The sequence below is a fragment of the Streptomyces sp. NPDC107528 genome, from assembly GCF_055639295.1.
Window position 1 is genome coordinate 475,659 of record NZ_JBVKAV010000004.1, and the last position, 22,239, is coordinate 497,897.

The following is a 22,239-nucleotide window of genomic DNA, read 5'->3' on the forward strand; positions in this document are numbered from 1 at the left end:
CATGGCGAAGCCGCCTGTGCGCAAGCCGAAGAAGAAGGTCTGCGCATTCTGCAAGGACAAGGTCACGTACGTGGACTACAAGGACACGAACATGCTGCGGAAGTTCATTTCCGACCGCGGCAAGATCCGTGCCCGCCGCGTGACCGGCAACTGCACGCAGCACCAGCGTGACGTCGCCACGGCCGTGAAGAACAGCCGTGAGATGGCGCTGCTGCCCTACACCTCCACCGCGCGATAAGGGAAGGGTGACCGAAACATGAAGATCATCCTCACCCACGAGGTCTCCGGCCTCGGTGCCGCGGGCGACGTCGTCGACGTCAAGGACGGTTACGCTCGCAACTACCTGATCCCGCGGAAGTTCGCTATCCGCTGGACCAAGGGCGGCGAGAAGGACGTCGAGCAGATCCGTCGTGCTCGCAAGATCCACGAGATCCAGACCATCGAGCAGGCCAATCAGATCAAGGGCCAGCTCGAGGCCGTCAAGGTTCGTCTGGCCGTTCGCTCCGGCGACGCCGGTCGTCTCTTCGGTTCCGTCACCCCGGCCGACATCGCTTCCGCGATCAAGGCTTCCGGTGGTCCCGAGGTCGACAAGCGCCGCATCGAGCTCGGTTCGCCGATCAAGACCCTGGGCGCCCACGAGACGTCCGTGCGTCTGCACCCCGAGGTTGCCGCCAAGGTCAACATCGAGGTTGTCGCGGCCTGATTGCTGCGCTCGGCTGAACAGCTGAGATGAGGGGCCGTACCCAGCGGGTACGGCCCCTCATCTGTGTAGCGGGGCAGATCGAGCCCGTTTCACGTGAAACAGCGTGTTTCACGTGAAACATTCAGCGCGTCGCGCCCGTGACGAGCCAGCGTCCGGAGCGGGTGCGTGCCCAGAGCGTCAGCATGCGCACCGTCATCATCAGTGTCATGGCTGCCCAGACCGCGGTGAGGCCGCCACCGACCGCGAGGATGAGCAGCGCCACCGGAGTGAACACCACCAGAGTGAGCACCATGGCCCAAGCGAGGTAGGGGCCGTCGCCTGCTCCCATCAGGACCCCGTCCAGGACGAAGACGACGCCGCAGATCGGCTGGGAGAGCGCCACCACGAGCAGGGCAGGCAGGGCTGTGTTCTGCACGGCCGTGTCGCCGGTGAACAACGGCAGGAAGAGCGGCCGGGCGATCACCACGAGCAGTCCGAGGACGACGCCTGCTGCGATGCCCCACTCCACCATGCGGCGGCAGGCGGCTCGGGCGCCCTCGGCGTCGTCGGCCCCGAGATACCGCCCGATGATCGCCTGCCCGGCTATGGCGATGGCGTCCAGCGCGAAGGCGAGCAGGCTCCAGAGCGACAGGATGATCTGGTGCGCAGCAATGTCGGCGTCCCCGAGGCGGGCTGCGACGGCCGTCGCAATCATGAGGATGGCCCGCAGTGAGAGGGTGCGGACCAGCAGCGGAACTCCGGCTTGTGCAGAGGCTCTTATGCCGGTCGCGTCCGGGCGTAGGGAGGCACCGTGCTCGCGAGCTCCGCGGACGACGACTATGAGGTAGACCGCGGCCATGCCCCACTGAGCGATGACGGTGCCCCAGGCGGAGCCTGCGATGCCGAGGCCGGCGCCGTAAACGAGACCGACGTTCAGGGCGGCGTTGGCGACGAAGCCGGCGACAGCGACATAGAGAGGAGTCTTCGTGTCCTGGAGTCCGCGCAGAACGCCGGTGGCGGCAAGTACGACGAGCATGGCCGGGATGCCGAGCGCCGAGATCCGTAGGTAGGTGGTCGCGTACGGGGCCGCTGTGTCCGAGGCTCCGAAGAGTTCCACGAGAAACGGTGCGGTGGGCAAGACGGCCGCGATGACGGCGGCGCCGAGGAGAAGGGCTAGCCAGATACCGTCCATGCCCTGGCGGATGGCGGCTTGGAGGTCGCCGGCGCCGACACGTCGGGCAACGGCCGCTGTGGTGGCGTAGGCGAGGAAGACGAAGACGCTGACGGCTGTCATGAGGAGGGCGGAAGCGACCCCGAGCCCGGCGAGTTGAGCTGTGCCGAGGTGGCCGACGATCGCGCTGTCGGCGATGACGAAGAGGGGCTCGGCGACGAGTGCGCCGAAGGCCGGGACGGCCAGTGCGACGATCTCTCGGTCGTGCTGTCGCCGGGCGGCCTTGGGAGTCGCGGGAGCCTGTGTCATGGCCACCAATCTAATCGTCCACAGGTAAGCGATGCAATGAAGTACTGACCCTTACTCACCGTCTCATGGTGTGTGCTCTCGCGCACCGTTCGAAGCGATCTTGGTCCGACTGGGGAAGTTTTTCTTCTGCACAGCCGGTGGATGGCAAAGTCCCAGGTCAGAGCAGGTGATCGAGAATTGTTGGGGGCTTGTTCACAGGGCTGTCCACCGTGTCGTGCACAGGTTTTGTGGAGTTCTCCACAGCATCCGGGCCGTCGTCCACATGGCCTGTGGATAACCAGATTGGCTGACGGTGCCCGCAGGCCTACCGTGGTGCGGCGCCCACTACGTCCGTCGGCCCGGGAAGCCGCCGTACAACCGACATGCCAGACCCGGAGTTGGGCCTCTCATTTGTCAGTGTCGTGCCGTAGAACAGAGGGGCACGGCGAGGTCCGCTCGGCGGACGGGAGGAGGCTGCTCGGTGAGCATTTCCGAGCCCTTGGACGACCCGTGGGCCGACAGCGGCCCCAGTGATCGTCTGCCTGCCTCCCGCCGACAGGGCGACGGCGGCCGAGGACGAGACGAGCAGCATGATCGCGGCCGCGACAACGGCCAGTGGGACGGCGGCGGTTCGGCCTTCGAGCGGGTGCCGCCACAGGACCTGGACGCCGAGCAGTCCGTCCTCGGTGGCATGCTCCTGTCCAAGGACGCCATCGCCGATGTCGTCGAGGTCATCAAGGGCCACGATTTCTACAAGCCCGCCCACGAGACGATCTTCCAGGCGATCCTCGACGTCTATGCCAAGGGTGAGCCGGCCGACCCCATCACCATCGCCGCCGAACTCACCAAACGCGGCGAGATCAACAAGGTCGGTGGCGCCTCCTATCTCCACACCCTCGTCCAGACGGTGCCGACGGCGGCTAACGCCGAGTACTACGCGGAGATCGTCCACGAGCGAGCCGTCCTGCGCCGCCTGGTCGAGGCCGGCACCCGCATCACGCAGATGGGATACGCCGCCGACGACGACGTCGACGAGATCGTCAACCGTGCGCAGGCCGAGATCTACGCGGTCACCGAGCAACGGACCAGCGAGGACTATCTGCCGCTCGGCGACATCATGGAAGGCGCGCTCGACGAGATCGAGGCGATCGGCTCCCGTACCGGTGAGATGACAGGTGTGCCCACCGGGTTCACGGACCTCGACTCGCTCACCAACGGCCTGCACCCGGGCCAGATGGTCGTCATCGCGGCGCGTCCCGCCATGGGTAAGTCCACCCTCGCGCTGGACTTCGCCCGGGCGGCGTCGATCAAGCACAACCTGCCCAGCGTCATCTTCTCCCTGGAAATGGGGCGCAACGAGATCGCGATGCGTCTGTTGTCCGCCGAGGCGCGCGTGGCGCTGCACCACATGCGTTCCGGCACCATGACGGACGATGACTGGACCCGCCTGGCGCGGCGGATGCCCGAAGTCTCGGCGGCGCCGCTCTACATCGACGACTCCCCGAACCTGTCGATGATGGAGATCCGTGCGAAGTGCCGTCGGCTGAAGCAGCGCAACGACATCAAGCTCGTGATCATCGACTATCTACAGCTGATGCAGGCCGGTGGTTCGAAGCGTTCCGAGAGCCGTCAGCAGGAGGTCTCGGACATGTCCCGTAACCTCAAGCTCCTGGCCAAGGAGCTGGAGGTCCCGGTGATCGCGCTCTCGCAGCTCAACCGTGGCCCCGAGCAGCGCACGGACAAGAAGCCGATGGTGTCCGACCTGCGTGAGTCCGGCTCCATCGAGCAGGACGCCGACATGGTGATCCTGCTGCACCGCGAGGACGCCTACGAGAAGGAGTCGCCCCGCGCGGGCGAGGCGGACATCATCGTGGGCAAGCACCGTAACGGTCCGACGGCGACGATCACGGTCGCCTTCCAGGGCCACTACTCACGATTCGTGGACATGGCACAGACCTGATCGGGGCATGCCCGCGGGGATGGCGGGCTTCGGGGATATGCGCTCGACTCCCGTGCGGTCGACGGGGTGGACTGGGGCCATGACGACACCTCAGGAAGATCTGCTCCCCGCCACGCGTCGAGCGCTGCTGCACCGCATCGCAGTGGCCCAGGCCGAAGGACGGACGCCCTCGCTGGTCGCCGCGGTCGTACGGGACGGTCGGGTGGTGTGGCATGGCTCGCGTACGTCGGTGGACGGGCACGGGCCGGACGAGAACGTGCAGTACCGGATCGGCTCGATCACCAAGACCTTCACCGCCGTTCTCGTCCTGCGACTGCGCGACGAGGGCCTGCTGGCCCTCGGGGACCGGCTGGAGAAGCATCTGCCGGGCACGGCAGCGGGGGAGTCAACGATCGCCGAACTGCTCGCGCACACCAGCGGGCTGGCGGCCGAGACGCCGGGATCCTGGTGGGAGCGGACCCCTGGATCACTGCGACCCGAGCTCTCCGACGTCCTGGGCGATCAACCCTTCCTGCATCCGTCAGGCCGCCGCTTCCACTATTCGAACCCCGGCTACACGCTGCTGGGCGCCCTGGTCGAGAAACTGCGCGGCGCTCCGTGGGAGGACGTACTCCGGCGTGAAGTGCTCGAACCCCTGGGCCTGGAGCGGACGAGTACACGACCGCAGGCACCGCACGCGGGAGGCTGGGCGGTCCATCCCTGGGCCGACGTGATGCTTCCCGAGCCCCTCGAAGACCTCGGTCGGATGGCTCCGGCGGGTCAACTCTGGTCGACGACAGGTGACTTGGCGAAGTTCGCGGCGTTCCTGATCAAGGGTGACGACCGTGTGCTGAGTGCCGGGTCGCTGCGGGAGATGAGGACGCCGGCGGCTCCGGCGGAGGCGGCGGATGTGGCGAGTGGGTACGCGTACTGCCTGGGTCTGGAGATCCGACACCAGGACGGCAGGAGCTTCGTCGGCCATTCCGGATCCCTGCCGGGCTTCCTTGCCTGCCTCACTGCCAGCGTGGAGGACGACCTCGCAGCCATCGTGCTGACCAACTGCACCTCGGGCCCGTTGCTGTTCACGGTTGCCGCCGACCTCGTCCGGATCGTCGCCGAAGCCGAGCCCCGCATCCCCGAGCCGTGGCGTCCGATGGCCGTGGCCGACGCAGTGCCCCTGGAGTTGGCGGGACAGTGGTACTGGGGGACACACGCCTTCGCGCTGCGGCTCACGGCCGACGGGCTGCTCTCCTTGGAGCCGCTGTCGGGCAAAGGCCGCCGCTCGCGGTTCCGAGCCAACGGTGACGGCACATGGACGGGGCTGGAGGGCTACTACGCAGGCGAGCTCCTGAGGGCCGTACGACGCCCCGACGGGACCGTGGACCATCTGGACCTCGGGTCGTTCGTGTTCACGCGTCAGCCGTACGACGAGGGGGCTGCTGTGCCGGGCGGTGTGGATCCGGATGGCTGGCGGGGGATCGGCACGGTCTGACGGTTCGGGTGAGCGTCTGTTTCACGTGAAACAGACGCTCTGTCGTCGTCATAGCTGGATCTTGAAGCCCAAGTGCGAGGCCGTGAACCCGAGCCGCTCATAGAAGCGGTGGGCGTCGGTCCGGGACTTGTCGGTGGTCAGCTGTACCACTTGGCAGTTCTGGCGCCGGGATTCGGCCACCGCCCACTCGATGAGCTGCGTACCCAGGCCGCTGCCGCGCTCGTCGGCGTGGATGCGCACACCTTCGATGATGGAGCGGGTCGCGCCCATGCGGGACAGCCCGGGAATGATCGTGAGCTGTAGCGTGCCGATGACGCGGCCTTCGCGGACGGCCACGACCAAGTGCTGGTTCGGATCGGCGCTGAGCCGCTCCAGGGCGTCCAGGTAAGGGGCCAGGTCGTCCGGTGACTCACGCTGTGCACCCAGCGGATCGTCCGCGAGCATGCCGACGATCGCGGGGACGTCATCGGCGACGGCGGCTCGTATCTCAAGATCTCCCATGCCCGCACCCTATGCGGGCGGGCCCTCAGGCGGGGATGCGGAGCGTCTCGATGGCCCGGACCAGTGGGGCCAGCTCGGGATTGGTCGCGGCTTCGTCGAGTGCTTGGCGCAGCGCTTTGTCGTTGGTGGGCCGTGCCTCGTTGAGGAGTGTCAGGCCTGCTTCGGTGACGTCGGTGTAGATGCCGCGGCGGTCGGTGGGGCAGAGGTAGCGGGAGAGCAGGCCGCGGTCCTCGAGCCGGGTGACGAGCCGGGTGGTGGCGCTCTGGCTGAGGACGACGGCGTCGGCGACCTGCTTCATCTGCAGATGGCCGCCTTCGCCGCTGTGCTGGCGGCTGAGCACGTCGAGCAGGGAGTACTCACGCACGCTCAGGTCGTGCCCGCTCTGCAGGGCACGCTCGATGTGCGCCTCGATCCTCCCGTGCAGCAGGGAGAGTGCGCACCAGCCCTGGGCGAGCGCGGTGAGCGCGGGGTCCGTGGCGGTCATGGCGTTTCCTCCGTCCCGGAGTGGCTGAAGCCAGAGTAGAGCAGGATCGCAATAGCCAGCGCTTGCAAGTATGACGCGTCTGCAAGTATTGTCGTCAAGCGTAAAGCGCTCCTGCAATCTTCTGGAAGGTCTACCCCTTCATGCCTCTCGCGCTTCTGGCCCTCGCGATCGGGGCCTTCGGAATCGGCACGACCGAGTTTGTGATCATGGGCTTGCTGCCCGAGGTCGCGGGTGACTTCGGGGTCACCATCCCCACCGCCGGGCTGCTGGTGACCGGCTACGCGCTCGGCGTGGTCCTCGGCGCTCCCCTGATGACCGTGCTCGGCACCAAGGTCTCCCGCAAGCGGATGCTGATGCTGCTGATGGGACTGTTCATCGCCGGCAACGTGGTGTCCGCTCTCGCCCCCAGCTTCTCCGTCATGCTGATCGGCCGTGTGGTCGCCTCGCTTGCCCACGGTGCCTTCTTCGGCATCGGCTCGGTCGTCGCGGCCGACATGGTCGCGCCGAACAAGAAGGCCGGGGCCATCGCGATGATGTTCACCGGCCTGACTGTCGCGAACGTCGTCGGCGTCCCGCTGGGCACGTTCGTCGGGCAGTCCGCCGGCTGGCGCGTCACCTTCGGCATAGTCGCCGCCCTCGGGGTGGTCGGCCTGGCCGGGATCGCCAAGCTCGTCCCCGACATGCCCAAGCCCCAGGGCGTACACCTGCGCCATGAGCTGGCGGCGTTCAAGAACGCCCAGGTCCTGCTCGCCATGGCGATGACGGTCCTCGGCTTCGGCGGTGTCTTCGCAGCCATCACCTACATCGCGCCGATGATGACCCACGTCGCCGGCTTCGCAGACGGCTCCGTCACCTGGCTGCTGGTCCTCTTCGGACTCGGCATGGTCGGCGGCAACCTGATCGGCGGCAAGTACGCCGACCGCGCGCTGATGCCCATGCTGTACGTCTCCCTGGGCGCCCTCGCCGTCGTGCTCGCGCTGTTCACGCTCACGGCGCAGAACAAGGTCCTCGCGGCCATCACCATCGCGCTGATCGGCGCCCTGGGCTTCGCCACGGTCCCGCCGCTGCAGAAGCGCGTCCTGGACCAGGCGCACGGCGCCCCGACGCTGGCCTCGGCCGTGAACATCGGCGCCTTCAACCTCGGCAACGCCCTCGCCGCCTGGCTCGGTGGGATGGTCATCGCGGCCGGCTACGGCTACACGTCCCCCAACTGGGTGGGCGCCGCCCTCGCCGCGGCCGCCCTGCTGCTCGCGTTCCTCTCGGCCGCCCTGGAGCGCCGCGACGGAACAGCCCTCGGCACCGTAGTCACGAGCGCCGCGCCCGCCGAGCAGCGAGCCGTCGTACACCACTGAGCCGACACCACTGAGCCGACCCGTCAGCGGGGTCAGGGCCGCCCCCGCACACACGGCTCCGTGATTGCCCACACCAGGACTTCAGTTCCACACCTTCGCACCACACATCAAGGAGAACGCCCCCATGAGCACCAACACCGCCGCCGTGCCTCTGACCACCCAGGACGCCGACCTCCTCGTCGCCACCGCCCACCGGGCCGCCGAAGCCGCCGGAGTGACCGTCAGCGTCACCGTCCTCGACGCCGGAGGCCACCTGCTCGCGTTCCGGCGGGACGACCGAGCCGTGCTGATCTCCGGGGAGACCAGCACTCGCAAGGCCTACACGGCACTCCAGCTCAACGCCCCCACCGCCGATCTCGTCGAGGCCGTACAGCCGGGTGGCCTGTTCCACACCCTGCCGACCGCGCTGGACCGGCCGCTGCTGTTCATCGCGGGCGGCGTGCCGATCCACCGGGACGGCCGGCTGATCGGCGCGATCGGCGTGGGCGGCGGTGCGCCCGAGCAGGACCACCAGTTCGCGACGGCCGCGATCGAGGGACTTGTCTGACGGCACACCGCAGCAGCGGGGCACGCCGTCAAGGCACCCCATCAACAAGAACACGCCGGCTCCCGACGGGGACCGGCGTGTTCCATGACCGCCCCAGCCCGCCCCGCCTCGGTCCGCAGCCGGCTACCTCAGCCCGCCGCCACCGTCACCGGAGCGAACCGCCGGGTCCAGTCGCCCGGCAGTTCCGAGATGCCGTACGTCATCACCGAGTTGAAGGCGACGGACACAAGGCCGTGCTCCTTCGCCCAGGTGAGCAGTTCCTCATGGCGTACATCGATGTCGGTGCGCAGCGGACGGTCGGTGTGGGCTGCGAGGGAGGCGATGAGTGCCTTCGCAGTCTCCGTGTCGCGGGCGATCAGTGGGCCCACGACCTGTGTGTCCATGTTGGGCCAGGTACCCGCGTATCCGATGATCCGGCCGTTCTCCTCGGCGATGCGCAACCGGTCGGTGAAGGCGGGGAGCCGCGTGATGATGTGCGTGCGATCCGCGCCGAACACCTCCTCGTCGAGCCGGACGATTGCGCTGAGGTCCTCGGCGGTGGCCGCGCGCGTGGCTACCGAGGGCGCCGAGGCACCGGACCTGAAGCGCCCGCGCAGCATCTCCGCCCGGCCGGTGACCTTGAAGCCGAGTTCCTCGTAGAGCGCTTGGCCGTTCGGCGTCGCGTGCAGCGTCAGTGGTGTCGTGCCCATCGCGGAGACGACGTGCCGCATGAGCCGGCGCCCCACGCCCTGGCGTGCATGACGCTCGGCGACCAGGACCATGCCGATGGCCCCCAGATCGGGGCGGTCCCGCGGTCCGTAGGCCGTGACGACACAGGCGGTGACAAGCCCGCCGTCGGGGTCGTCGATCCCGTAACCCTTCCCGGCTGTCAGAAGGAACTGCCACTTGTGTTCCTCACGGGGCCAGCCCCGATCCTCGGACAAGTCAGCGCAGGCGGTGAGGTCACGAGGCGTCAGACGGCGAATGGGCAGAGCGGCGAGGGAAGGAGTCGGCACGCAGGTCAGGCTGTCTGACAACTGCCCTGGTCGTCCAGCCGTTTCCGGTGAGACGTACGAGCTTTTGGCCATGTCATGGTCCGCCGCACGGCCCACCGATAGACGCTGGGTGTTTCACGTGAAACATGGACGAACGGCGAGCGTCCACGAAGTGCGCCGGGAGACCATTCAACGCAGGCCGCCATTCGCCCGGACTCGCGAGCCGCTCCTACATGCGGATGGATCTGTGGGAAGCCTACGAATTGGTGCGCAGCAGGCGGTAATTGAAGGAATTGCTCGTTCGTCCCCTCGCCCAATTCGTGAGGGACCAAGGGGGGACTTGTGATCGGGGCAGCGGCCGGTATGGTCGACTCCGGTTCGTGTCCGAGCCGTGATGCGGACTGTCGACGCGGACCGAGCGCAAGGCAATGCAGCGTAACGGGACGGAGAGATCGAAGACCCGCATTCGCGGTTATGCGGCCTGGGTGCCCACACGCAGTGGGATGCTGCGGTGAGAGTACTGCGGCCAATGTCACACTCTCGCCTTACTTGTCCGTACCGAGTGTGAATACGGGTTGAATGTGGCCGTATTGGTTGCGGCAACGAACGGGGACACGCAAGCCGTCGCGGGGGAAGCAGGCACCTTCCGATAGGGGAAGTGCGCAGACCGACCGAAAGATGTTCGAGGCGAGGCACACCATGGACGCTCCGACCACCACGTCGGCCGACAACGGCACTTCCGGCGGCGGGAGCGGCTGGTTCACGCCGCGCAAGCAGCCGGAGACCTCTCCGGGCGGCGAACAGGAGGCGGCAGAGGGCAGCCGCCTGGCGGCGATGCGCCCGGTGGGCCGGACGGCCGCCGGTGACGGCTCGGCCCCTCCGCCCCAGAACACCACGCAGCCCACCGCGACGGCCGGCCCGCCACAGCCCAGCGCGACGACTCATCCGCCGGGGCCCATCCCCGCGGACGTCGGCTCAGATCCCGCCGCACCGGACCCCGTCGGCCGCCCATACGCGCAACAAGGGGCACCAGCGGGGATATCGACCCCCGACATGACCGCCCCGAATCACATACGGCCCACCCAGTCGACGCCGGCCCACGCCCCGTACTCAGTCCAAGCCCCGCAAGTCTCCGCTCAGGCCCCACAAGCCTCCGCCCAAGCCACCGCAGCACGTCCGGAGATGCAGGCCGCTCAGCCCCCACAAGCGTCCCCTCAAGCCACCGCAGCACGGCCGGAGACACCGGGCCCCGCCCCTCTCGCGTCGCCCTCCCCCCAACTGCGCGTGCCGACGCAGCGCCCCGCCCCCGCCCAACCGGTCTCCCCGGACGCCGTCCTGATCCGCCGGACCATGGCAGAGGTCGGCCCTGTGGCCGACAAGGTCACCTCCTACTTCTACGCGCTGCTCTTCGTACGCCACCCCGACCTGCGTTCCCTCTTTCCGGCCGCGATGGACACCCAGCGGGACCGGCTCCTGAAGGCGCTGCTCACTGCGGCCGAACACATCGACAACACCCCAGTCCTCGTCGACTACCTGCAGAACCTGGGCCGAGGACACCGCAAGTACGGCACCCGGCCCGAGCACTATCCGGCCGTCGGCGAGTGCCTCATCGGCTCGCTGAGCAAGTACGCAGCCGGCATCTGGGACGGCGAGATGGAGGCCGCCTGGGTCCGGGCGTACACGACGATCTCGCAGGTCATGATCGACGCGGCGGCGGCGGACGAACTGCGCGCCCCCGCCTGGTGGTACGCGGAGGTCGTCTCGCACGACCTCAGAACCTCGGACGTCGCGGTCCTCACCGTCCGGCCCGACCAGCCCTATCCCTTCCTCGCCGGGCAGTACACGAGCGTGGAGACGCCCTGGTGGCCCCGGATCTGGCGGCACTACTCGTTCGCCTCGGCGCCCCGCTCGGACGGCCTGCTGACGTTCCATGTGAAGGCCGTGCCCGCGGGCTGGGTCTCCAACGCGCTGGTGCACCGTGCCCGGCCGGGAGACATCATCCGGCTCGGCCCGCCGGCCGGTTCGATGACCGTGGATCACACCAGCGAGAGCGGGCTGCTCTGCGTGGGCGGAGGCACCGGCATAGCGCCCATCAAGGCACTGGTCGAGGACGTCGCCGAGCATGGCGAGCGGCGACCGGTCGAGGTCTTCTACGGCGCCCGCAGCAACCAGGACCTGTACGACATCGACACGATGCTCCGGCTTCAGCAGTCCCACCCCTGGCTGCATGTCCGCCCGGTGGTGGACCGGCATGGCCTGCTCCAGCTTCCCGAAGCCATACGCGAGTACGGGCCCTGGACCGAGTACGACGCCTATGTCTCCGGACCGCCCGGCATGATCCGCAGCGGTGTCGACGCATTGAGGAACATCGGGATGCCGTTTGAGCGCATACGGCACGACTCCGTGGAGGAGCTCGTCACAGCCGGGGACTGACAAGATCGCCGCGGCCGAGGTCCTCCGTCGGATCAGCCCAGATCCGGGGCGTGCATGGCCCGGACGCCCTCGATGTTCCCGTCGATGTAGTGCCGCAGGGACAGCGGAACGAGGTGGACGGAAGCGATCCCGACCCGGGTGAACGGCACGCGCACGATCTCGTACTCGCCGATGGGTTCGTCCACTTCGGGCCCGTGCCGCAAGGACGTGTCCATGGACTCCAGGCGGCACACGAAGAAGTGCTGCACCTTCACTCCGGTCGCTCCGCCGTCCTCGCCGATGTGCTCGACGGTGTCGACGAAGCAGGGCACGACGTCGATGATCTTGGCGCCGAGCTCCTCGTACACCTCACGGTGCAGGGCGTCGACGACGGTCGCGTCCGTGGGCTCGACTCCGCCACCGGGTGTGAGCCAGTAGGGATCGAGGCCGGGCTTGGTGCGCTTGATCAGGATCAGGTCGTCGCCGTCCAGCAGAACGGCGCGGGCGGTGCGCTTGACCACAGGTCGGACGGTCATGGGAGAAATGTGGCCCGGCTGGTTCCACGTGAAACATCGCGAAACGTCACTGGCCGAGCTCATCCTGTGAGGGCCTCGGATCTGCCCCGGATACGCCGTGAATGCCCGGCTCAGGCCCAGTCACATGCCGCCCGCAGCAGCCACTCATGGGCCCGCGCGATATGAGGCATCGCCAGTGTGCCGGTACGGACCACCAGGAAGTACGTCCGCAGCGGTGGCACCGGCGGATCGTGCAGGGCGACGACGTCGCCGCGCTCCAGGGCTGCCGCACACAGATAGCGGGGCAACACCGCCAGCCCTGCCCCCGCGACCGCACAGGCGAGGACCGCGCGAAGGTCGGGGACGATCACGGTGCCCGGGGCGGCGGGACGGGAGTCGTATACCGCGGCCCAGTAGCGGGAGACGAAGGGCAGGGACTCGTGCACCTCCATCACCGGGACGTCCTCCAGCGCGTGCGCTCCCTTGTGGCGCAGCTGCCCCGAGCCGATCCGGTCGATCCATTGAGGCGCGGCGACAAGCACGTGCACCTCGTCGCAGAGCGCAGTCGCCGTGAGCAGACCGCCACGCGGACGGGCCGTACTGATGGCCAGATCATGATGTCCGGCAGCCAGCCCCTCCAGGGTCTCCTCGGCGTTGCCGAAGGACGCGCGCAGAGCGAAGCCCTGGCCCTCCTCGCCGGTCAGCTCGGTGAGCGCGGGCAGGGCCCGCTCGGCGGTGAACTCGGGAGGGCCGGCGAGGTGCAGGGATCGTAAGGAGGACTCGTCGTCCAGGCCGGTCTCGGTGATCTCCACCAGGGCATCGAGATGAGGTGCGGCCTTGTGGGCGAGTTCGTCGCCGATGGTCGTAGGCGTCACTCCGCGGGCCTGGCGCAGGAAGAGGGGGCGGCCCAACTGCCTTTCCAGGGTGCGGATCTGCGAGGTCACGGCCGGCTGCGACAGCCCGAGCAGGGCCGCGGCGCGGGTGAAGGAGCCAGCCCGGTGCACGGTCACAAAAGTGCGCAACAAGGCCAGATCCATGCCACACCCTCCCCTTCCCCGCCCTTCTCTCCACCCCCAGGGCAGGGCCCAACTATAAATAAGTCGATAGGTCGCTGTCGCTACCGTGATTGGACACTGACAGAGAGTCAACTAGCCTTGTTCGCGCGGTTCTTCGCGCGCAGAACCGAGGGCGGTCCGAGCCACGAGGGGGGAGGCTCGGACCGCCCGTTTCACGTTTCCGGGCACCGATCGCCGCACCGGCGGACCAGGTCACCGTGCCGATTCGTCCAGCGCGCGCAGCACATCCGCCACCAGATCCTCGGGATCCTCGGCTCCGACGGACATACGGATGAAGCCCTCCGGCACGGCGTCGCCGCCCCAGCGTCCGCGCCGCTCGGCCGTGGAGCGAACTCCGCCGAAGCTGGTCGCGTCGTCGACGAGCCGTAGCGCGTCCAGGAAACGCTCGGCACGCGCGCGCGTGGGCAGTGTGAAGGACACCACGCACCCGTAGCGCCGCATCTGCTGCGAGGCGATCTTGTACGAGGGGTCGCGCGGCAGCCCGGGATAGCGCACGCCGAGCTCCTCCGGCCAGTCCTGCAGTGCCTCGGCGAGGGCCAGGGCGGTGGCGTTCTGCCGGTCCACACGCAGTTGGAGCGTGGCGAGGGAACGGTGCGCGAGCCAGGCCTCCATGGGCCCAGGAATCGCCCCGACGATCTTGCGCCAGCGCCGTACGGCGGCCATGGCCCCGGCGTCGCGGCCGCTGACGTATCCCAGCAGGATGTCGCCATGTCCCGTCAGCTGCTTGGTGCCGCTGGCCACCGAGAAGTCGGCGCCGAGCTCCAGCGGGCGCTGCCCGAGCGGCGTCGCGAGCGTGTTGTCGACCGCGACGAGGGCGCCACGCGCGTGTGCCGCTTCGACGAGCCGCCGGATGTCACACACGTCGAGGCCCGGGTTCGACGGAGTCTCGATCCACAGCAGCTTGGCGCCGTCCAGGACACCGAGCTGGGCGTCCCCGCCGGTCGGTGCCGTGCGCACCTCGATGCCGAATGCCTCCAGCTGCGCGCGCGCCAGGGGCAGCGCCTGGTAGCCGTCGCTGGGCAGGACGACCGCGTCTCCGGCCCGCAGCTGGGAGAAGAGCACCGACGAGGTGGCGGCCATGCCCGACGCGAAGACCAGCGTCTCGACGCCGTCCTCCCCCGGCGCCTCCAGGCTGCCGATGGCGCGCTCCAGATGGGTCCAGGTGGGGTTCTCGTCGCGGCCGTAGGTGTACGGTCCCGTCGGCTCGCCCGGCAGGTGGAAGTGGGCGGCGAACACGGGGCCGGGCAGGGTCGGCTCGTACGCGACCGGCTCGGGCAGCCCGGCTCGCACCGCGCGTGTGCCGTCACCGTCGGAAGGCAGCCCTTCGGAAGGCGGTCCTTGAGGATCCGTACTGCTCATACCGGTTGTCCCTCCACCTGTTCGCGGACCGCCGTGAGAAGGCCCGTACTTGCCGCCTCCACCATCTCAAGGCATTCCTCGAAGCCGTCCACGGCCCCGTAGTACGGGTCCGGAACGTCGAGGTCGTCGCCGGCAGCGGGGTCGTAGGAGCGCAGCAGGCGCACCTTCGCCGCGTCCTGCGGTGTGGGCGCCAGGCGGCGCAGGGCCTTGAGATGACCGGCGTCGAGAGCGATGACGAGGTCGAGCCGCGCGAACCAGGACGGCTGGAACTGGCGGGCCATGTGACCGCTGTCGTAGCCGTGCTCCTCCAGGACGGAGACGGTGCGCGGGTCGGCCGGGTCGCCCTCGTGCCAGCCGCCCGTGCCGGCGCTGTCGGCCTCGACCAGGTCGTCGAGCCCGGCCTCCGCCACGCGCGCGCGGAAGACGGACTCGGCCATCGGGGAGCGGCAGATGTTGCCGGTGCAGACGAAGCAGACGCGGTAGGTCATCGGATACTCAGTCCTCGTCGGGCAGGACGACGTTGAGCGCCCAGGAGACGATCGAGATGATCAGGCCACCGAGGACGGCCGTCCAGAAGCCCTCGACGTGGAAGCTCAGGTCGACCTTGTCGGCGAGCCACGAGGTCAGCAGCAGCATCAGCGCGTTGACGATCAGGGTGAACAGGCCGAGCGTCAGGATGAGCAGCGGGAGGCTCAGCAGCTTCACGATCGGTTTGACGACGAAGTTCACCAGGCCGAAGATCAGCGCGACGATGAGCAGGGTGCCGATCTTCTTGCCCGTGCTGTCACCAGTGAGGGTGATCTTGTCTATCAGCCATACGGCGACCGCCAGGGCACCCGCGTTGGCGATCGTCTTGACTACGAAATTCTTCATGTGTCTGATCGTGGCAGACGAGATCGGTCACGAGCACCGGGACAAGGGCGGACGAGAGCGATGAAGGCATTCCGGCTGGACGAACTGGAGGCGGAGCGCGCCGCCAACGAGGGCGCTTACCTGCAGTTTCTGCGGGAGCGGAACATGTCGGTCGGTCTCTACGCGCTCGACGCCGGTGCCCACGATCCACAGAAGCCGCACAACCAGGACGAGGTCTACTTCGTTGTGAGCGGCCGTGCTCAGATCACCGTCGGCATGGAGACCACACATGTGGCGCGCGGCAGTGTGGTGTACGTGCCGGCCGGGGTGGCCCACAAGTTCCACCACATCAGCGAGGACCTGAGGGTGCTCGTGGTGTTCTCTCCGCCCGAAAGCTGACCTTTGGCCTCGGGGTTCCCTAGGGGATCGATCAGGGGAGGACAAGGGCTGCGAGACGCCCGCTGGGCACCTGCCGGACCTAGCATCGAGTGCAGGAATCAGCAGATTCAAAGGATCAGGACCCGGCACAGTAACGGGCGGAGAGGTAAGGACGAGGGAGATGCGCGAGATCTTCGCAGGACTGCCGTGGTGGGTGAAGTGGATCGCGGTGCCGGTCATCGCTCTGGTGGTGTTCGGTGGGCTGATAGCCAGCGTCGTGGGGTTCGTCATCGGACTGCTCTTCAAGGTGCTGGTCTTCGTGGCAGTGGTCGGCGGACTGATCTACGTCGTACGGAAGTTCACGTCGAGCTCCTCGTCGCGCAGCGACTGGTGAGGACCGTGGGGGCCGTGGGGACCGGTGGGCGGTAACAGGAATCGCCGGTTCCCTCGGGCGAGGGAAGTTTTCCGAGCAGGGCGTCCCCGAGCGGTGACGGGCCAATAGAGTCCGGAAATCGACGCGGGGGCGACCCCGCGAGCGGCGTGCACCCCCCGTGTTCCCCAGCACGGGCTCCCCCCTCGCGCTTCGGGAGTAACCCTTGGCCACGGTCGACACCGCACCTTCAGAACCCCAGACACCCCTCGAACAGCCGCGCTCCTGCGTCCCTCAGGTCCCGCAGCAGGCCTCCCCGGCCTCCGCCGAGCAGTCGCAGTCCGCGACGCTCATCGGATCCGTCCAGCGCGCGATGCGCCTGCTGGAATGTGTCGCCGAGCATGAATACGGCGCCCCGGCCAAGCAACTAGCCCGCGAGGCGGGCCTGGCCCTGCCCACCGCCTACCACTTGCTGCGCACGCTGGTGCACGAGGGCTATCTGCGCCGTGACAAAGGGCTGTTCTTCCTCGGCGAGGCGGCCGTACGGCTCAGCAGCAGCGCAGCCGAGCAGAAACGTCGCAGCACGGTTGCCGACGCGCTCGCTCAATGGCGTGACGCCATTGGTGTCCCGGTTTACTTCGCCCAGTACCGCGACGGCGAGATCGAGGTCATGTGCGTCTCCGACACACCGGGCAATCCGGCGGTCGAGGAATGGGCCGACTTCCGGGAGACCGGCCACGCGCACGCCATCGGCCAGTGCCTGCTCTCCCAGCTGGACGAGGACGCTCGCCGCGATCATCTGGACCGCCATCCCGTGGAGTCCATCACCCCCTACACCGTGCGCGATACCCGCTCCCTGCTGCGACGACTCGAACGGACCCGGCGGATGGATCCGGTGACCGAGCGTCAGGAATACGCGCTGGGCACGGTGTGCGCGGCCATCCCCATCACGGTGGGCACCACGGCCGCGACGATGGCCATTTCGCTGCCCGCCCACCAGGCCGACCGGCTGCTGTCGGCGGTGCTGCAACTGCAGGAGGAGGTCGGGCGGCTCCTGGGGTCACTCTCGATCTCTATCAGTATCTGAAAACTCACTCCTTGTGATCTCTCGTGTACGTTCAGCAAGATTCCACCAGTGTCGGGGTCCGTTCCCGGCCAGTCGACTGCAAACGACGGGGTAGGGCGATGCGCGAGTCCGTAGAGGCAGAGGTCATGATGAGCTTTCTCGTGTCCGAGGAGCTCTCCTTCCGCATCCCGGTGGAGTTGCGCTACGAGACGTGTGATCCCTATGCCGTACGGCTGACCTTCCACCTGCCCGGCGATGCCCCCGTGACCTGGGCTTTCGGTCGGGAGCTGTTGGTCGACGGCGTGGGACGGCCCTGTGGGGAGGGAGATGTACGGGTCTCTCCGGCCGGCACCGAGACGCTCGGAGACGTCCTGATCCGGCTTCAGGTCGGTGCCGACCAGGCGCTCTTCCGCTCCTCCGTGGCGCCTCTGGTGGCCTTTCTCGACCGCACCGACAAGCTGGTGCCGCTCGGGCAGGAGGGCGCGCTCGCCGACTTCGACGCCCATCTCGACGAGGCCCTGGACCGCATCCTCGCGGAGGAGCAGAGCGCGGGCTGAGGCTTACGGCTGCGCAGGGGTGGCGTAACGCTTCGCCGGGCGCTCCAGGCGCGCATGGGAGCGCTTCCCTGCCGACGAGCTCCTCATGACGCCGGAGCTGCAAGGCCGTAGGCGCACAGGTTCGGGTGCGGGTGCGGGTGCGGGTTCGGCGCCCAGGACGCGCGCGGTTGGCGAACCGTGCCCGCCACTCCTTCCGCCGACGTCACTGCGCTCGGCGGACGCCCCCACTGCCCCGACGCCCCCACTTCCCTAGCGCCCCCACTTCCCTGGAGCCTCTGCTTCCCCGACGCCCCCACTTCCCTGGAGCCTCTGCTTCCCCGACGCCCCCACTTTCCCGACCTCACCGCTTCCGCCGACGCCCCCGCCCGCCGCGCCCCGAAGCCGGCTGTGCGCCCGTCGAGATCGGCGCCCCGCCTGCCGGGACCGGCTGAGCACCCGCCGGCACCGCCCCCTTCTCCGGCCGGTCGGCCGAGACCACCAGGGCCGCGAGGGCTGTGGTGACGGGCACCGAGGCAACCAGGCCGATGGAGCCCACCAGGGTGCGCACGATCTCCTCCGCCACCAACTCACTGTTGGCCACCGTCCCCACGCCGCTCTGCGCGATCGAGAAGAGCAGCAGCAACGGCAGCGCGGCACCCGCGTAAGCGAGGACGAGGGTGTTGACGACGGACGCGATGTGGTCCCGGCCGATGCGGATGCCCGCCCGGTACAGCCCACGCCAGCCCATCGCCGGGTTGGCCTCGTGCAGCTCCCAGACCGCGGATGTCTGGGTGACCGTCACGTCGTCGAGGACACCGAGCGAACCGATGATGATGCCCGCGAGCAGCAGACCGCTCATGTCGATCGACGGATACAGCCCGTGGATGAGGCCCGTGTTGTCGTCGGTGTTGCCGGTGAGCGCGGCCCAGTCGATGAACACCGACCCGAGGATGCCGATCAGCAGCAGCGAGATCAGCGTGCCGAGCACCGCCACCGATGTACGGGCCGACAGGCCGTGACACAGGTAGAGGGCGATCAGCATGATGGCGCTCGACCCGACCACCGCGACGACCAGTGGGTTCGAGCCCTGGAGGATCGCGGGGAGGATGAAGAAGTTGAGCACGGCGAAGCTGATGGCCAGCGAGATCAGTGCCATGAGACCCCGCAACCGCCCCACGACCACGACGGCGATTGCGAAGATGCCGGCGAGCACGGTCAACGGGACGCGCCGGTTCACGTCGGTGACCGAGTACTGCAGGTCCTTGGGTGCGGAGGGCTCGTAGGCGACCACGACCTCCTGGCCCTCGTGCAACTGCCGTGACTGGTCGGGCTGCACGATCTCCGTGAACGTACGGCCCTTGTCCTTGCCACCGTCGACGCGGATCGTCGCCTTCTTGCAGGTGCCGCTGTCCTGCTGAACGGCGGAGGATCCCTCGGCCGTGGACGTGTCGCCGGTCGGGGGCACCCCCGAGGCCCCCACCTCCTTGCAGCTCACCTCGACCACCTTGGTGACCGTGGCCTGCTGTGTCTGCCGGTCGAAGCCGACTCCGGTGCGCTCGTGCGGCGGGGCACCGCCCGGCCACAGCACCGCGAGCCCCACCACCACGGCCGCGGCGAACGGGATCAGGACTGCCGCGATGACCTTGCGCAGATGCCGGGAGACGGGAGCAGCCGGACCGTGGGCGTGACTGTGCGAGTGTCCGTGCCCGTGCTCGCCACCGTCATCACCGCCACGCCGGCCCCCTGATCCGGAACCGTGCCCATGGCCGCCTCCGGAGCCAGGACCGTGCCCATGACTGCCCCCGGAGTCGTGACCGTGCCCGTCACCCGGGCCGGGAACCGGCGCTTGTGAGCCGCCGGATTCGGGACCGCGCTCGTGAAAACCGCCGGGACCGGGCCTGCGCCCCTGCCCGCCGCCGACCCCGCGCCCGCGATCCTGCATCCCTCCGGATCCGGGGCCGTGCTCGTGCCAGCCCCCGTTCCCGGTCTCCTGGTCGCCCTGTCCGCCTCCGGGACCACGGCCGTAAGCACCGCCGTATCTCCCCCCGGGAACCTCCGAACCCAGGCCGCCCGTACGGCCGTTACCCCGCGCGGGGCCCAGTCCGGGGCCGTTTCCGGAGCCGGAGCCGCGGGGCGGATCGGGCGGTGGGTACGGAGGCTCATGCGTCGTGGTCACCGCCCGATCATCGCAAGAACGATTGGGGCCCCCTGTTCACCGCGCCCGAATTGACGCTAGCGTGGTGCCACCTTTGTACACGCGGGAGCTCGGAGCACCGGGCTGAGAGGGCGCTGACCTCCGTCCCAGCGATGTTTCACATGAAACATCACCCATCGCGAGTGATGTTTCACACGAAACGTCGGCAGACGGATACCGCTGCGTCGACCGCCGAACCTGTTACCGGGTAATGCCGGCGTAGGGAGTAGGTCTCATGACCATCAAGGACGCGCGCACGCCTGCCTCCGTTCAGGACGAGAAGTCCGAGGAGGCCGGGAAGTCCATCGGCTGGCACAAGGCGTATGTCGAGGGTTCACGCCCCGATCTGCGGGTGCCGGTCCGCCAGGTGCACCTCACCAACGGGCAGTCGGTCACGCTGTACGACACCTCTGGCCCGTACACCGATCCGCTCGCCGACACCGACGTCCGCAGGGGCCTGCCCCCGCTGCGGGAGAACTGGATCATTGCCCGCGGCGACACCGCCGAGTACGCGGGGCGTCCCGTCCGTCCCGAGGACGACGGCATCAAGCACACCTCGCCGCGCGGCGGTCTGCGCAACCTCGACGCGGTCTTCCCCGGTCGGCCGCGTCAGCCTCGTCGCGGCCGTGACGGCGAGGCGGTCACGCAGCTCGCGTACGCGCGTCGCGGCGAGGTCACGCCCGAGATGGAGTTCGTGGCTCTCCGGGAGAACGTTTCTCCCGAAGTGGTCCGCGAGGAGATCGCCGCGGGCCGGGCAGTGTTGCCGGCCAACGTGAACCACCCGGAGATCGAGCCGATGATCATCGGCAAGCGGTTCCTGGTGAAGGTCAACGCCAACATCGGCAACTCCGCGGTCACCTCCTCCATCGAGGAGGAGGTCGAGAAGATGACCTGGGCGACCCGCTGGGGCGCCGACACGGTCATGGACCTGTCGACCGGCCGCAACATCCACACCACCCGTGAGTGGGTGCTGCGCAACTCCCCCGTCCCCATCGGCACGGTGCCGCTCTACCAGGCGCTGGAGAAGGTCGACGGCCGGGCGGAGGAGCTGACCTGGGAGATCTACAAGGACACGGTCATCGAACAGGCCGAGCAGGGCGTGGACTACATGACGGTCCACGCGGGCGTCCGGCTGCCCTTCGTACCGCTGACGGCCAACCGCAAGACCGGCATCGTCTCGCGCGGCGGCTCGATCATGGCGGCGTGGTGCCTGGCGCACCACAAGGAGAGCTTCCTGTACGAGAACTTCGAGGAGCTCTGCGAGATTCTCGCCGCGTACGACGTCACGTACTCGCTGGGCGACGGCCTGCGGCCCGGCTCGATCGCGGACGCCAACGACGAGGCGCAGTTCGCGGAGTTGAGGACGCTCGGGGAACTCAACACGATCGCCAAGCGTTTCAACGTACAGACCATGATCGAAGGCCCGGGACACGTCCCGATGCACAAGATCAAGGAGAACATCGACCTTCAGCAGGAGATCTGCGATGAAGCTCCGTTCTATACGCTCGGCCCGCTGACCACCGACGTCGCGCCCGCGTACGACCACATCACCTCCGGCATCGGCGCCGCGATGATCGCCTGGTGGGGCACGGCGATGCTCTGCTACGTCACGCCCAAGGAGCACCTGGGCCTGCCCAACCGTGACGACGTCAAGACCGGTGTCATCACCTACAAGATCGCGGCCCATGCGGCCGACCTCGCCAAGGGGCACCCCGGTGCGCAGGAGTGGGACGATGCCCTGTCCGACGCCCGCTTCGAGTTCCGGTGGGAGGACCAGTTCAACCTGGCCCTCGACCCGGACACGGCACGGGAGTTCCACGACGAGACCCTTCCGGCCGAGCCCGCCAAGACGGCTCACTTCTGCTCCATGTGCGGGCCGAAGTTCTGCTCGATGAAGATCTCCCAGGACATCCGCCGCGCACATGGCGGGTCCAAGGAGGAGATCGAAGAGGGCATGGCTCAGAAGTCGAAGGAGTTCGCCGCAGCGGGGAACCGGGTGTACCTGCCGCTCGCGGACTGACGTCGACGTCCTGACCCGGGGCGCCCTGCCC

The 22,239-nt window shown here is 68.4% G+C and carries 22 protein-coding genes; 12 read left to right on the forward strand and 10 right to left on the reverse strand.

What is annotated here, in order from left to right:
- Position 1: 1 nt before the first annotated feature.
- Both rpsR and rplI read left to right on the forward strand, forming a co-directional pair.
- The gene (rpsR, locus tag ACZ7L5_RS15850) at positions 2-238 is read left to right on the forward strand and encodes a 30S ribosomal protein S18 (protein WP_003949403.1); all 237 of its coding nucleotides are present in this window, start codon (positions 2-4) and stop codon (positions 236-238) included.
- 18 nt (positions 239-256) lie between these two features.
- Entirely contained in the window at positions 257-703 is a 447-nt protein-coding gene (gene rplI, locus ACZ7L5_RS15855) for a 50S ribosomal protein L9 (RefSeq protein ID WP_059194386.1), read from the forward strand.
- 121 nt (positions 704-824) lie between these two features.
- On the opposite strand, the gene ACZ7L5_RS15860 is transcribed toward rplI, so the two are convergent.
- Positions 825-2,162 (reverse strand): MATE family efflux transporter, encoded by a 1,338-nt coding sequence (locus ACZ7L5_RS15860; RefSeq protein ID WP_471517082.1) that lies wholly within the window; start codon positions 2,160-2,162, stop codon positions 825-827.
- 460 nt (positions 2,163-2,622) lie between these two features.
- On the opposite strand from ACZ7L5_RS15860, the gene dnaB reads away from it, so the two are divergent.
- Together dnaB and ACZ7L5_RS15870 are read left to right on the forward strand one after the other, a co-directional pair.
- Positions 2,623-4,101, forward strand: a complete 1,479-nt coding sequence (dnaB, locus tag ACZ7L5_RS15865) for a replicative DNA helicase (RefSeq protein WP_328880549.1) — start codon at positions 2,623-2,625, stop codon at positions 4,099-4,101.
- A gap of 79 nt (positions 4,102-4,180) precedes the next feature.
- Positions 4,181-5,572: a serine hydrolase domain-containing protein gene (locus tag ACZ7L5_RS15870; protein ID WP_471517083.1), complete on the forward strand. Its 1,392-nt coding sequence runs from the start codon at positions 4,181-4,183 to the stop codon at positions 5,570-5,572.
- 48 nt (positions 5,573-5,620) lie between these two features.
- Here ACZ7L5_RS15870 and ACZ7L5_RS15875 read toward each other — a convergent pair whose 3' ends face one another.
- Together ACZ7L5_RS15875 and ACZ7L5_RS15880 are read right to left on the reverse strand one after the other, a co-directional pair.
- The gene (locus ACZ7L5_RS15875; protein ID WP_471517084.1) at positions 5,621-6,073 is read right to left on the reverse strand and encodes a GNAT family N-acetyltransferase; all 453 of its coding nucleotides are present in this window, start codon (positions 6,071-6,073) and stop codon (positions 5,621-5,623) included.
- 25 nt (positions 6,074-6,098) lie between these two features.
- Positions 6,099-6,557: a MarR family winged helix-turn-helix transcriptional regulator gene (locus tag ACZ7L5_RS15880; RefSeq protein ID WP_471517085.1), complete on the reverse strand. Its 459-nt coding sequence runs from the start codon at positions 6,555-6,557 to the stop codon at positions 6,099-6,101.
- Positions 6,558-6,697: 140 nt separating this feature from the next.
- Here ACZ7L5_RS15880 and ACZ7L5_RS15885 point away from each other — a divergent pair, with 140 nt between their 5' ends.
- Together ACZ7L5_RS15885 and ACZ7L5_RS15890 are read left to right on the forward strand one after the other, a co-directional pair.
- A complete protein-coding gene (locus ACZ7L5_RS15885; protein ID WP_471517087.1) occupies positions 6,698-7,909 on the forward strand; it encodes an MFS transporter in 1,212 nt (403 codons plus the stop codon).
- A gap of 124 nt (positions 7,910-8,033) precedes the next feature.
- Positions 8,034-8,456, forward strand: a complete 423-nt coding sequence (locus tag ACZ7L5_RS15890) for a GlcG/HbpS family heme-binding protein (RefSeq protein ID WP_471517088.1) — start codon at positions 8,034-8,036, stop codon at positions 8,454-8,456.
- A 128-nt stretch (positions 8,457-8,584) separates the two neighbouring features.
- Here the strand turns inward: ACZ7L5_RS15890 and ACZ7L5_RS15895 are convergent, their stop codons facing one another.
- Positions 8,585-9,451, reverse strand: coding sequence for a GNAT family N-acetyltransferase (locus ACZ7L5_RS15895; protein WP_471517089.1), 867 nt, complete (start codon positions 9,449-9,451; stop codon positions 8,585-8,587).
- A gap of 657 nt (positions 9,452-10,108) precedes the next feature.
- Between ACZ7L5_RS15895 and ACZ7L5_RS15900 the strand changes: the two genes are divergently transcribed.
- A complete protein-coding gene (locus tag ACZ7L5_RS15900; RefSeq protein WP_471517090.1) occupies positions 10,109-11,863 on the forward strand; it encodes a globin domain-containing protein in 1,755 nt (584 codons plus the stop codon).
- Between the two features lie 32 nt (positions 11,864-11,895).
- Here ACZ7L5_RS15900 and ACZ7L5_RS15905 read toward each other — a convergent pair whose 3' ends face one another.
- The 5 genes from ACZ7L5_RS15905 to ACZ7L5_RS15925 all read right to left on the reverse strand — a co-directional run bounded on the left by ACZ7L5_RS15905 (position 11,896) and on the right by ACZ7L5_RS15925 (position 15,665).
- Positions 11,896-12,378 carry an NUDIX domain-containing protein gene (locus ACZ7L5_RS15905; RefSeq protein ID WP_471517091.1) on the reverse strand — a complete coding sequence of 161 codons (483 nt, stop codon included), beginning with the start codon at positions 12,376-12,378 and terminating at the stop codon, positions 11,896-11,898.
- A 110-nt stretch (positions 12,379-12,488) separates the two neighbouring features.
- Entirely contained in the window at positions 12,489-13,394 is a 906-nt protein-coding gene (locus ACZ7L5_RS15910) for a LysR family transcriptional regulator (protein ID WP_471517092.1), read from the reverse strand.
- Between the two features lie 231 nt (positions 13,395-13,625).
- Complete coding sequence (locus ACZ7L5_RS15915; protein WP_471517093.1) at positions 13,626-14,792, reverse strand: cystathionine gamma-lyase; 1,167 nt, start codon at positions 14,790-14,792, stop codon at positions 13,626-13,628.
- Positions 14,789-15,280, reverse strand: a complete 492-nt coding sequence (locus ACZ7L5_RS15920) for a low molecular weight protein-tyrosine-phosphatase (RefSeq protein ID WP_471517094.1) — start codon at positions 15,278-15,280, stop codon at positions 14,789-14,791. The genes ACZ7L5_RS15915 and ACZ7L5_RS15920 overlap by 4 nt, the downstream gene beginning before the upstream one ends.
- A 7-nt stretch (positions 15,281-15,287) precedes the next feature.
- The gene (locus tag ACZ7L5_RS15925; protein WP_471517095.1) at positions 15,288-15,665 is read right to left on the reverse strand and encodes a phage holin family protein; all 378 of its coding nucleotides are present in this window, start codon (positions 15,663-15,665) and stop codon (positions 15,288-15,290) included.
- A 60-nt stretch (positions 15,666-15,725) separates the two neighbouring features.
- Between ACZ7L5_RS15925 and ACZ7L5_RS15930 the strand changes: the two genes are divergently transcribed.
- The 4 genes from ACZ7L5_RS15930 to ACZ7L5_RS15945 all read left to right on the forward strand — a co-directional run bounded on the left by ACZ7L5_RS15930 (position 15,726) and on the right by ACZ7L5_RS15945 (position 18,015).
- Positions 15,726-16,043 (forward strand): cupin domain-containing protein, encoded by a 318-nt coding sequence (locus tag ACZ7L5_RS15930; RefSeq protein ID WP_328880561.1) that lies wholly within the window; start codon positions 15,726-15,728, stop codon positions 16,041-16,043.
- Positions 16,044-16,203: 160 nt separating this feature from the next.
- Positions 16,204-16,416 carry a DUF5326 family protein gene (locus tag ACZ7L5_RS15935; RefSeq protein ID WP_471517096.1) on the forward strand — a complete coding sequence of 71 codons (213 nt, stop codon included), beginning with the start codon at positions 16,204-16,206 and terminating at the stop codon, positions 16,414-16,416.
- 328 nt (positions 16,417-16,744) lie between these two features.
- The gene (locus tag ACZ7L5_RS15940; protein ID WP_328884392.1) at positions 16,745-17,479 is read left to right on the forward strand and encodes an IclR family transcriptional regulator; all 735 of its coding nucleotides are present in this window, start codon (positions 16,745-16,747) and stop codon (positions 17,477-17,479) included.
- 98 nt (positions 17,480-17,577) lie between these two features.
- Positions 17,578-18,015: an SsgA family sporulation/cell division regulator gene (locus ACZ7L5_RS15945; protein WP_362386916.1), complete on the forward strand. Its 438-nt coding sequence runs from the start codon at positions 17,578-17,580 to the stop codon at positions 18,013-18,015.
- A gap of 340 nt (positions 18,016-18,355) precedes the next feature.
- On the opposite strand, the gene ACZ7L5_RS15950 is transcribed toward ACZ7L5_RS15945, so the two are convergent.
- Positions 18,356-19,936 carry a YibE/F family protein gene (locus tag ACZ7L5_RS15950; RefSeq protein WP_471517097.1) on the reverse strand — a complete coding sequence of 527 codons (1,581 nt, stop codon included), beginning with the start codon at positions 19,934-19,936 and terminating at the stop codon, positions 18,356-18,358.
- Between the two features lie 487 nt (positions 19,937-20,423).
- Between ACZ7L5_RS15950 and thiC the strand changes: the two genes are divergently transcribed.
- Positions 20,424-22,208 (forward strand): phosphomethylpyrimidine synthase ThiC, encoded by a 1,785-nt coding sequence (gene thiC / locus ACZ7L5_RS15955; protein ID WP_362386920.1) that lies wholly within the window; start codon positions 20,424-20,426, stop codon positions 22,206-22,208.
- Positions 22,209-22,239: the final 31 nt, after the last annotated feature.

Coding starts and splice junctions, on each gene's coding strand:
- rpsR (WP_003949403.1), top strand. CDS start 2: ATGGCGAAGCCGCCTGTGCGCAAGCCGAAGAAGAAGGTCTGCGCATTC.
- rplI (WP_059194386.1), top strand. CDS start 257: ATGAAGATCATCCTCACCCACGAGGTCTCCGGCCTCGGTGCCGCGGGC.
- ACZ7L5_RS15860 (WP_471517082.1), bottom strand. CDS start 2,162: ATGACACAGGCTCCCGCGACTCCCAAGGCCGCCCGGCGACAGCACGAC.
- ACZ7L5_RS15870 (WP_471517083.1), top strand. CDS start 4,181: ATGACGACACCTCAGGAAGATCTGCTCCCCGCCACGCGTCGAGCGCTG.
- ACZ7L5_RS15875 (WP_471517084.1), bottom strand. CDS start 6,073: ATGGGAGATCTTGAGATACGAGCCGCCGTCGCCGATGACGTCCCCGCG.
- ACZ7L5_RS15880 (WP_471517085.1), bottom strand. CDS start 6,557: ATGACCGCCACGGACCCCGCGCTCACCGCGCTCGCCCAGGGCTGGTGC.
- ACZ7L5_RS15885 (WP_471517087.1), top strand. CDS start 6,698: ATGCCTCTCGCGCTTCTGGCCCTCGCGATCGGGGCCTTCGGAATCGGC.
- ACZ7L5_RS15890 (WP_471517088.1), top strand. CDS start 8,034: ATGAGCACCAACACCGCCGCCGTGCCTCTGACCACCCAGGACGCCGAC.
- ACZ7L5_RS15900 (WP_471517090.1), top strand. CDS start 10,109: ATGTTCGAGGCGAGGCACACCATGGACGCTCCGACCACCACGTCGGCC.
- ACZ7L5_RS15905 (WP_471517091.1), bottom strand. CDS start 12,378: ATGACCGTCCGACCTGTGGTCAAGCGCACCGCCCGCGCCGTTCTGCTG.
- ACZ7L5_RS15910 (WP_471517092.1), bottom strand. CDS start 13,394: ATGGATCTGGCCTTGTTGCGCACTTTTGTGACCGTGCACCGGGCTGGC.
- ACZ7L5_RS15915 (WP_471517093.1), bottom strand. CDS start 14,792: ATGAGCAGTACGGATCCTCAAGGACCGCCTTCCGAAGGGCTGCCTTCC.
- ACZ7L5_RS15920 (WP_471517094.1), bottom strand. CDS start 15,280: ATGACCTACCGCGTCTGCTTCGTCTGCACCGGCAACATCTGCCGCTCC.
- ACZ7L5_RS15925 (WP_471517095.1), bottom strand. CDS start 15,665: ATGAAGAATTTCGTAGTCAAGACGATCGCCAACGCGGGTGCCCTGGCG.
- ACZ7L5_RS15930 (WP_328880561.1), top strand. CDS start 15,726: ATGAAGGCATTCCGGCTGGACGAACTGGAGGCGGAGCGCGCCGCCAAC.
- ACZ7L5_RS15935 (WP_471517096.1), top strand. CDS start 16,204: ATGCGCGAGATCTTCGCAGGACTGCCGTGGTGGGTGAAGTGGATCGCG.
- ACZ7L5_RS15945 (WP_362386916.1), top strand. CDS start 17,578: ATGCGCGAGTCCGTAGAGGCAGAGGTCATGATGAGCTTTCTCGTGTCC.
- ACZ7L5_RS15950 (WP_471517097.1), bottom strand. CDS start 19,936: ATGCAGGATCGCGGGCGCGGGGTCGGCGGCGGGCAGGGGCGCAGGCCC.
- thiC (WP_362386920.1), top strand. CDS start 20,424: ATGACCATCAAGGACGCGCGCACGCCTGCCTCCGTTCAGGACGAGAAG.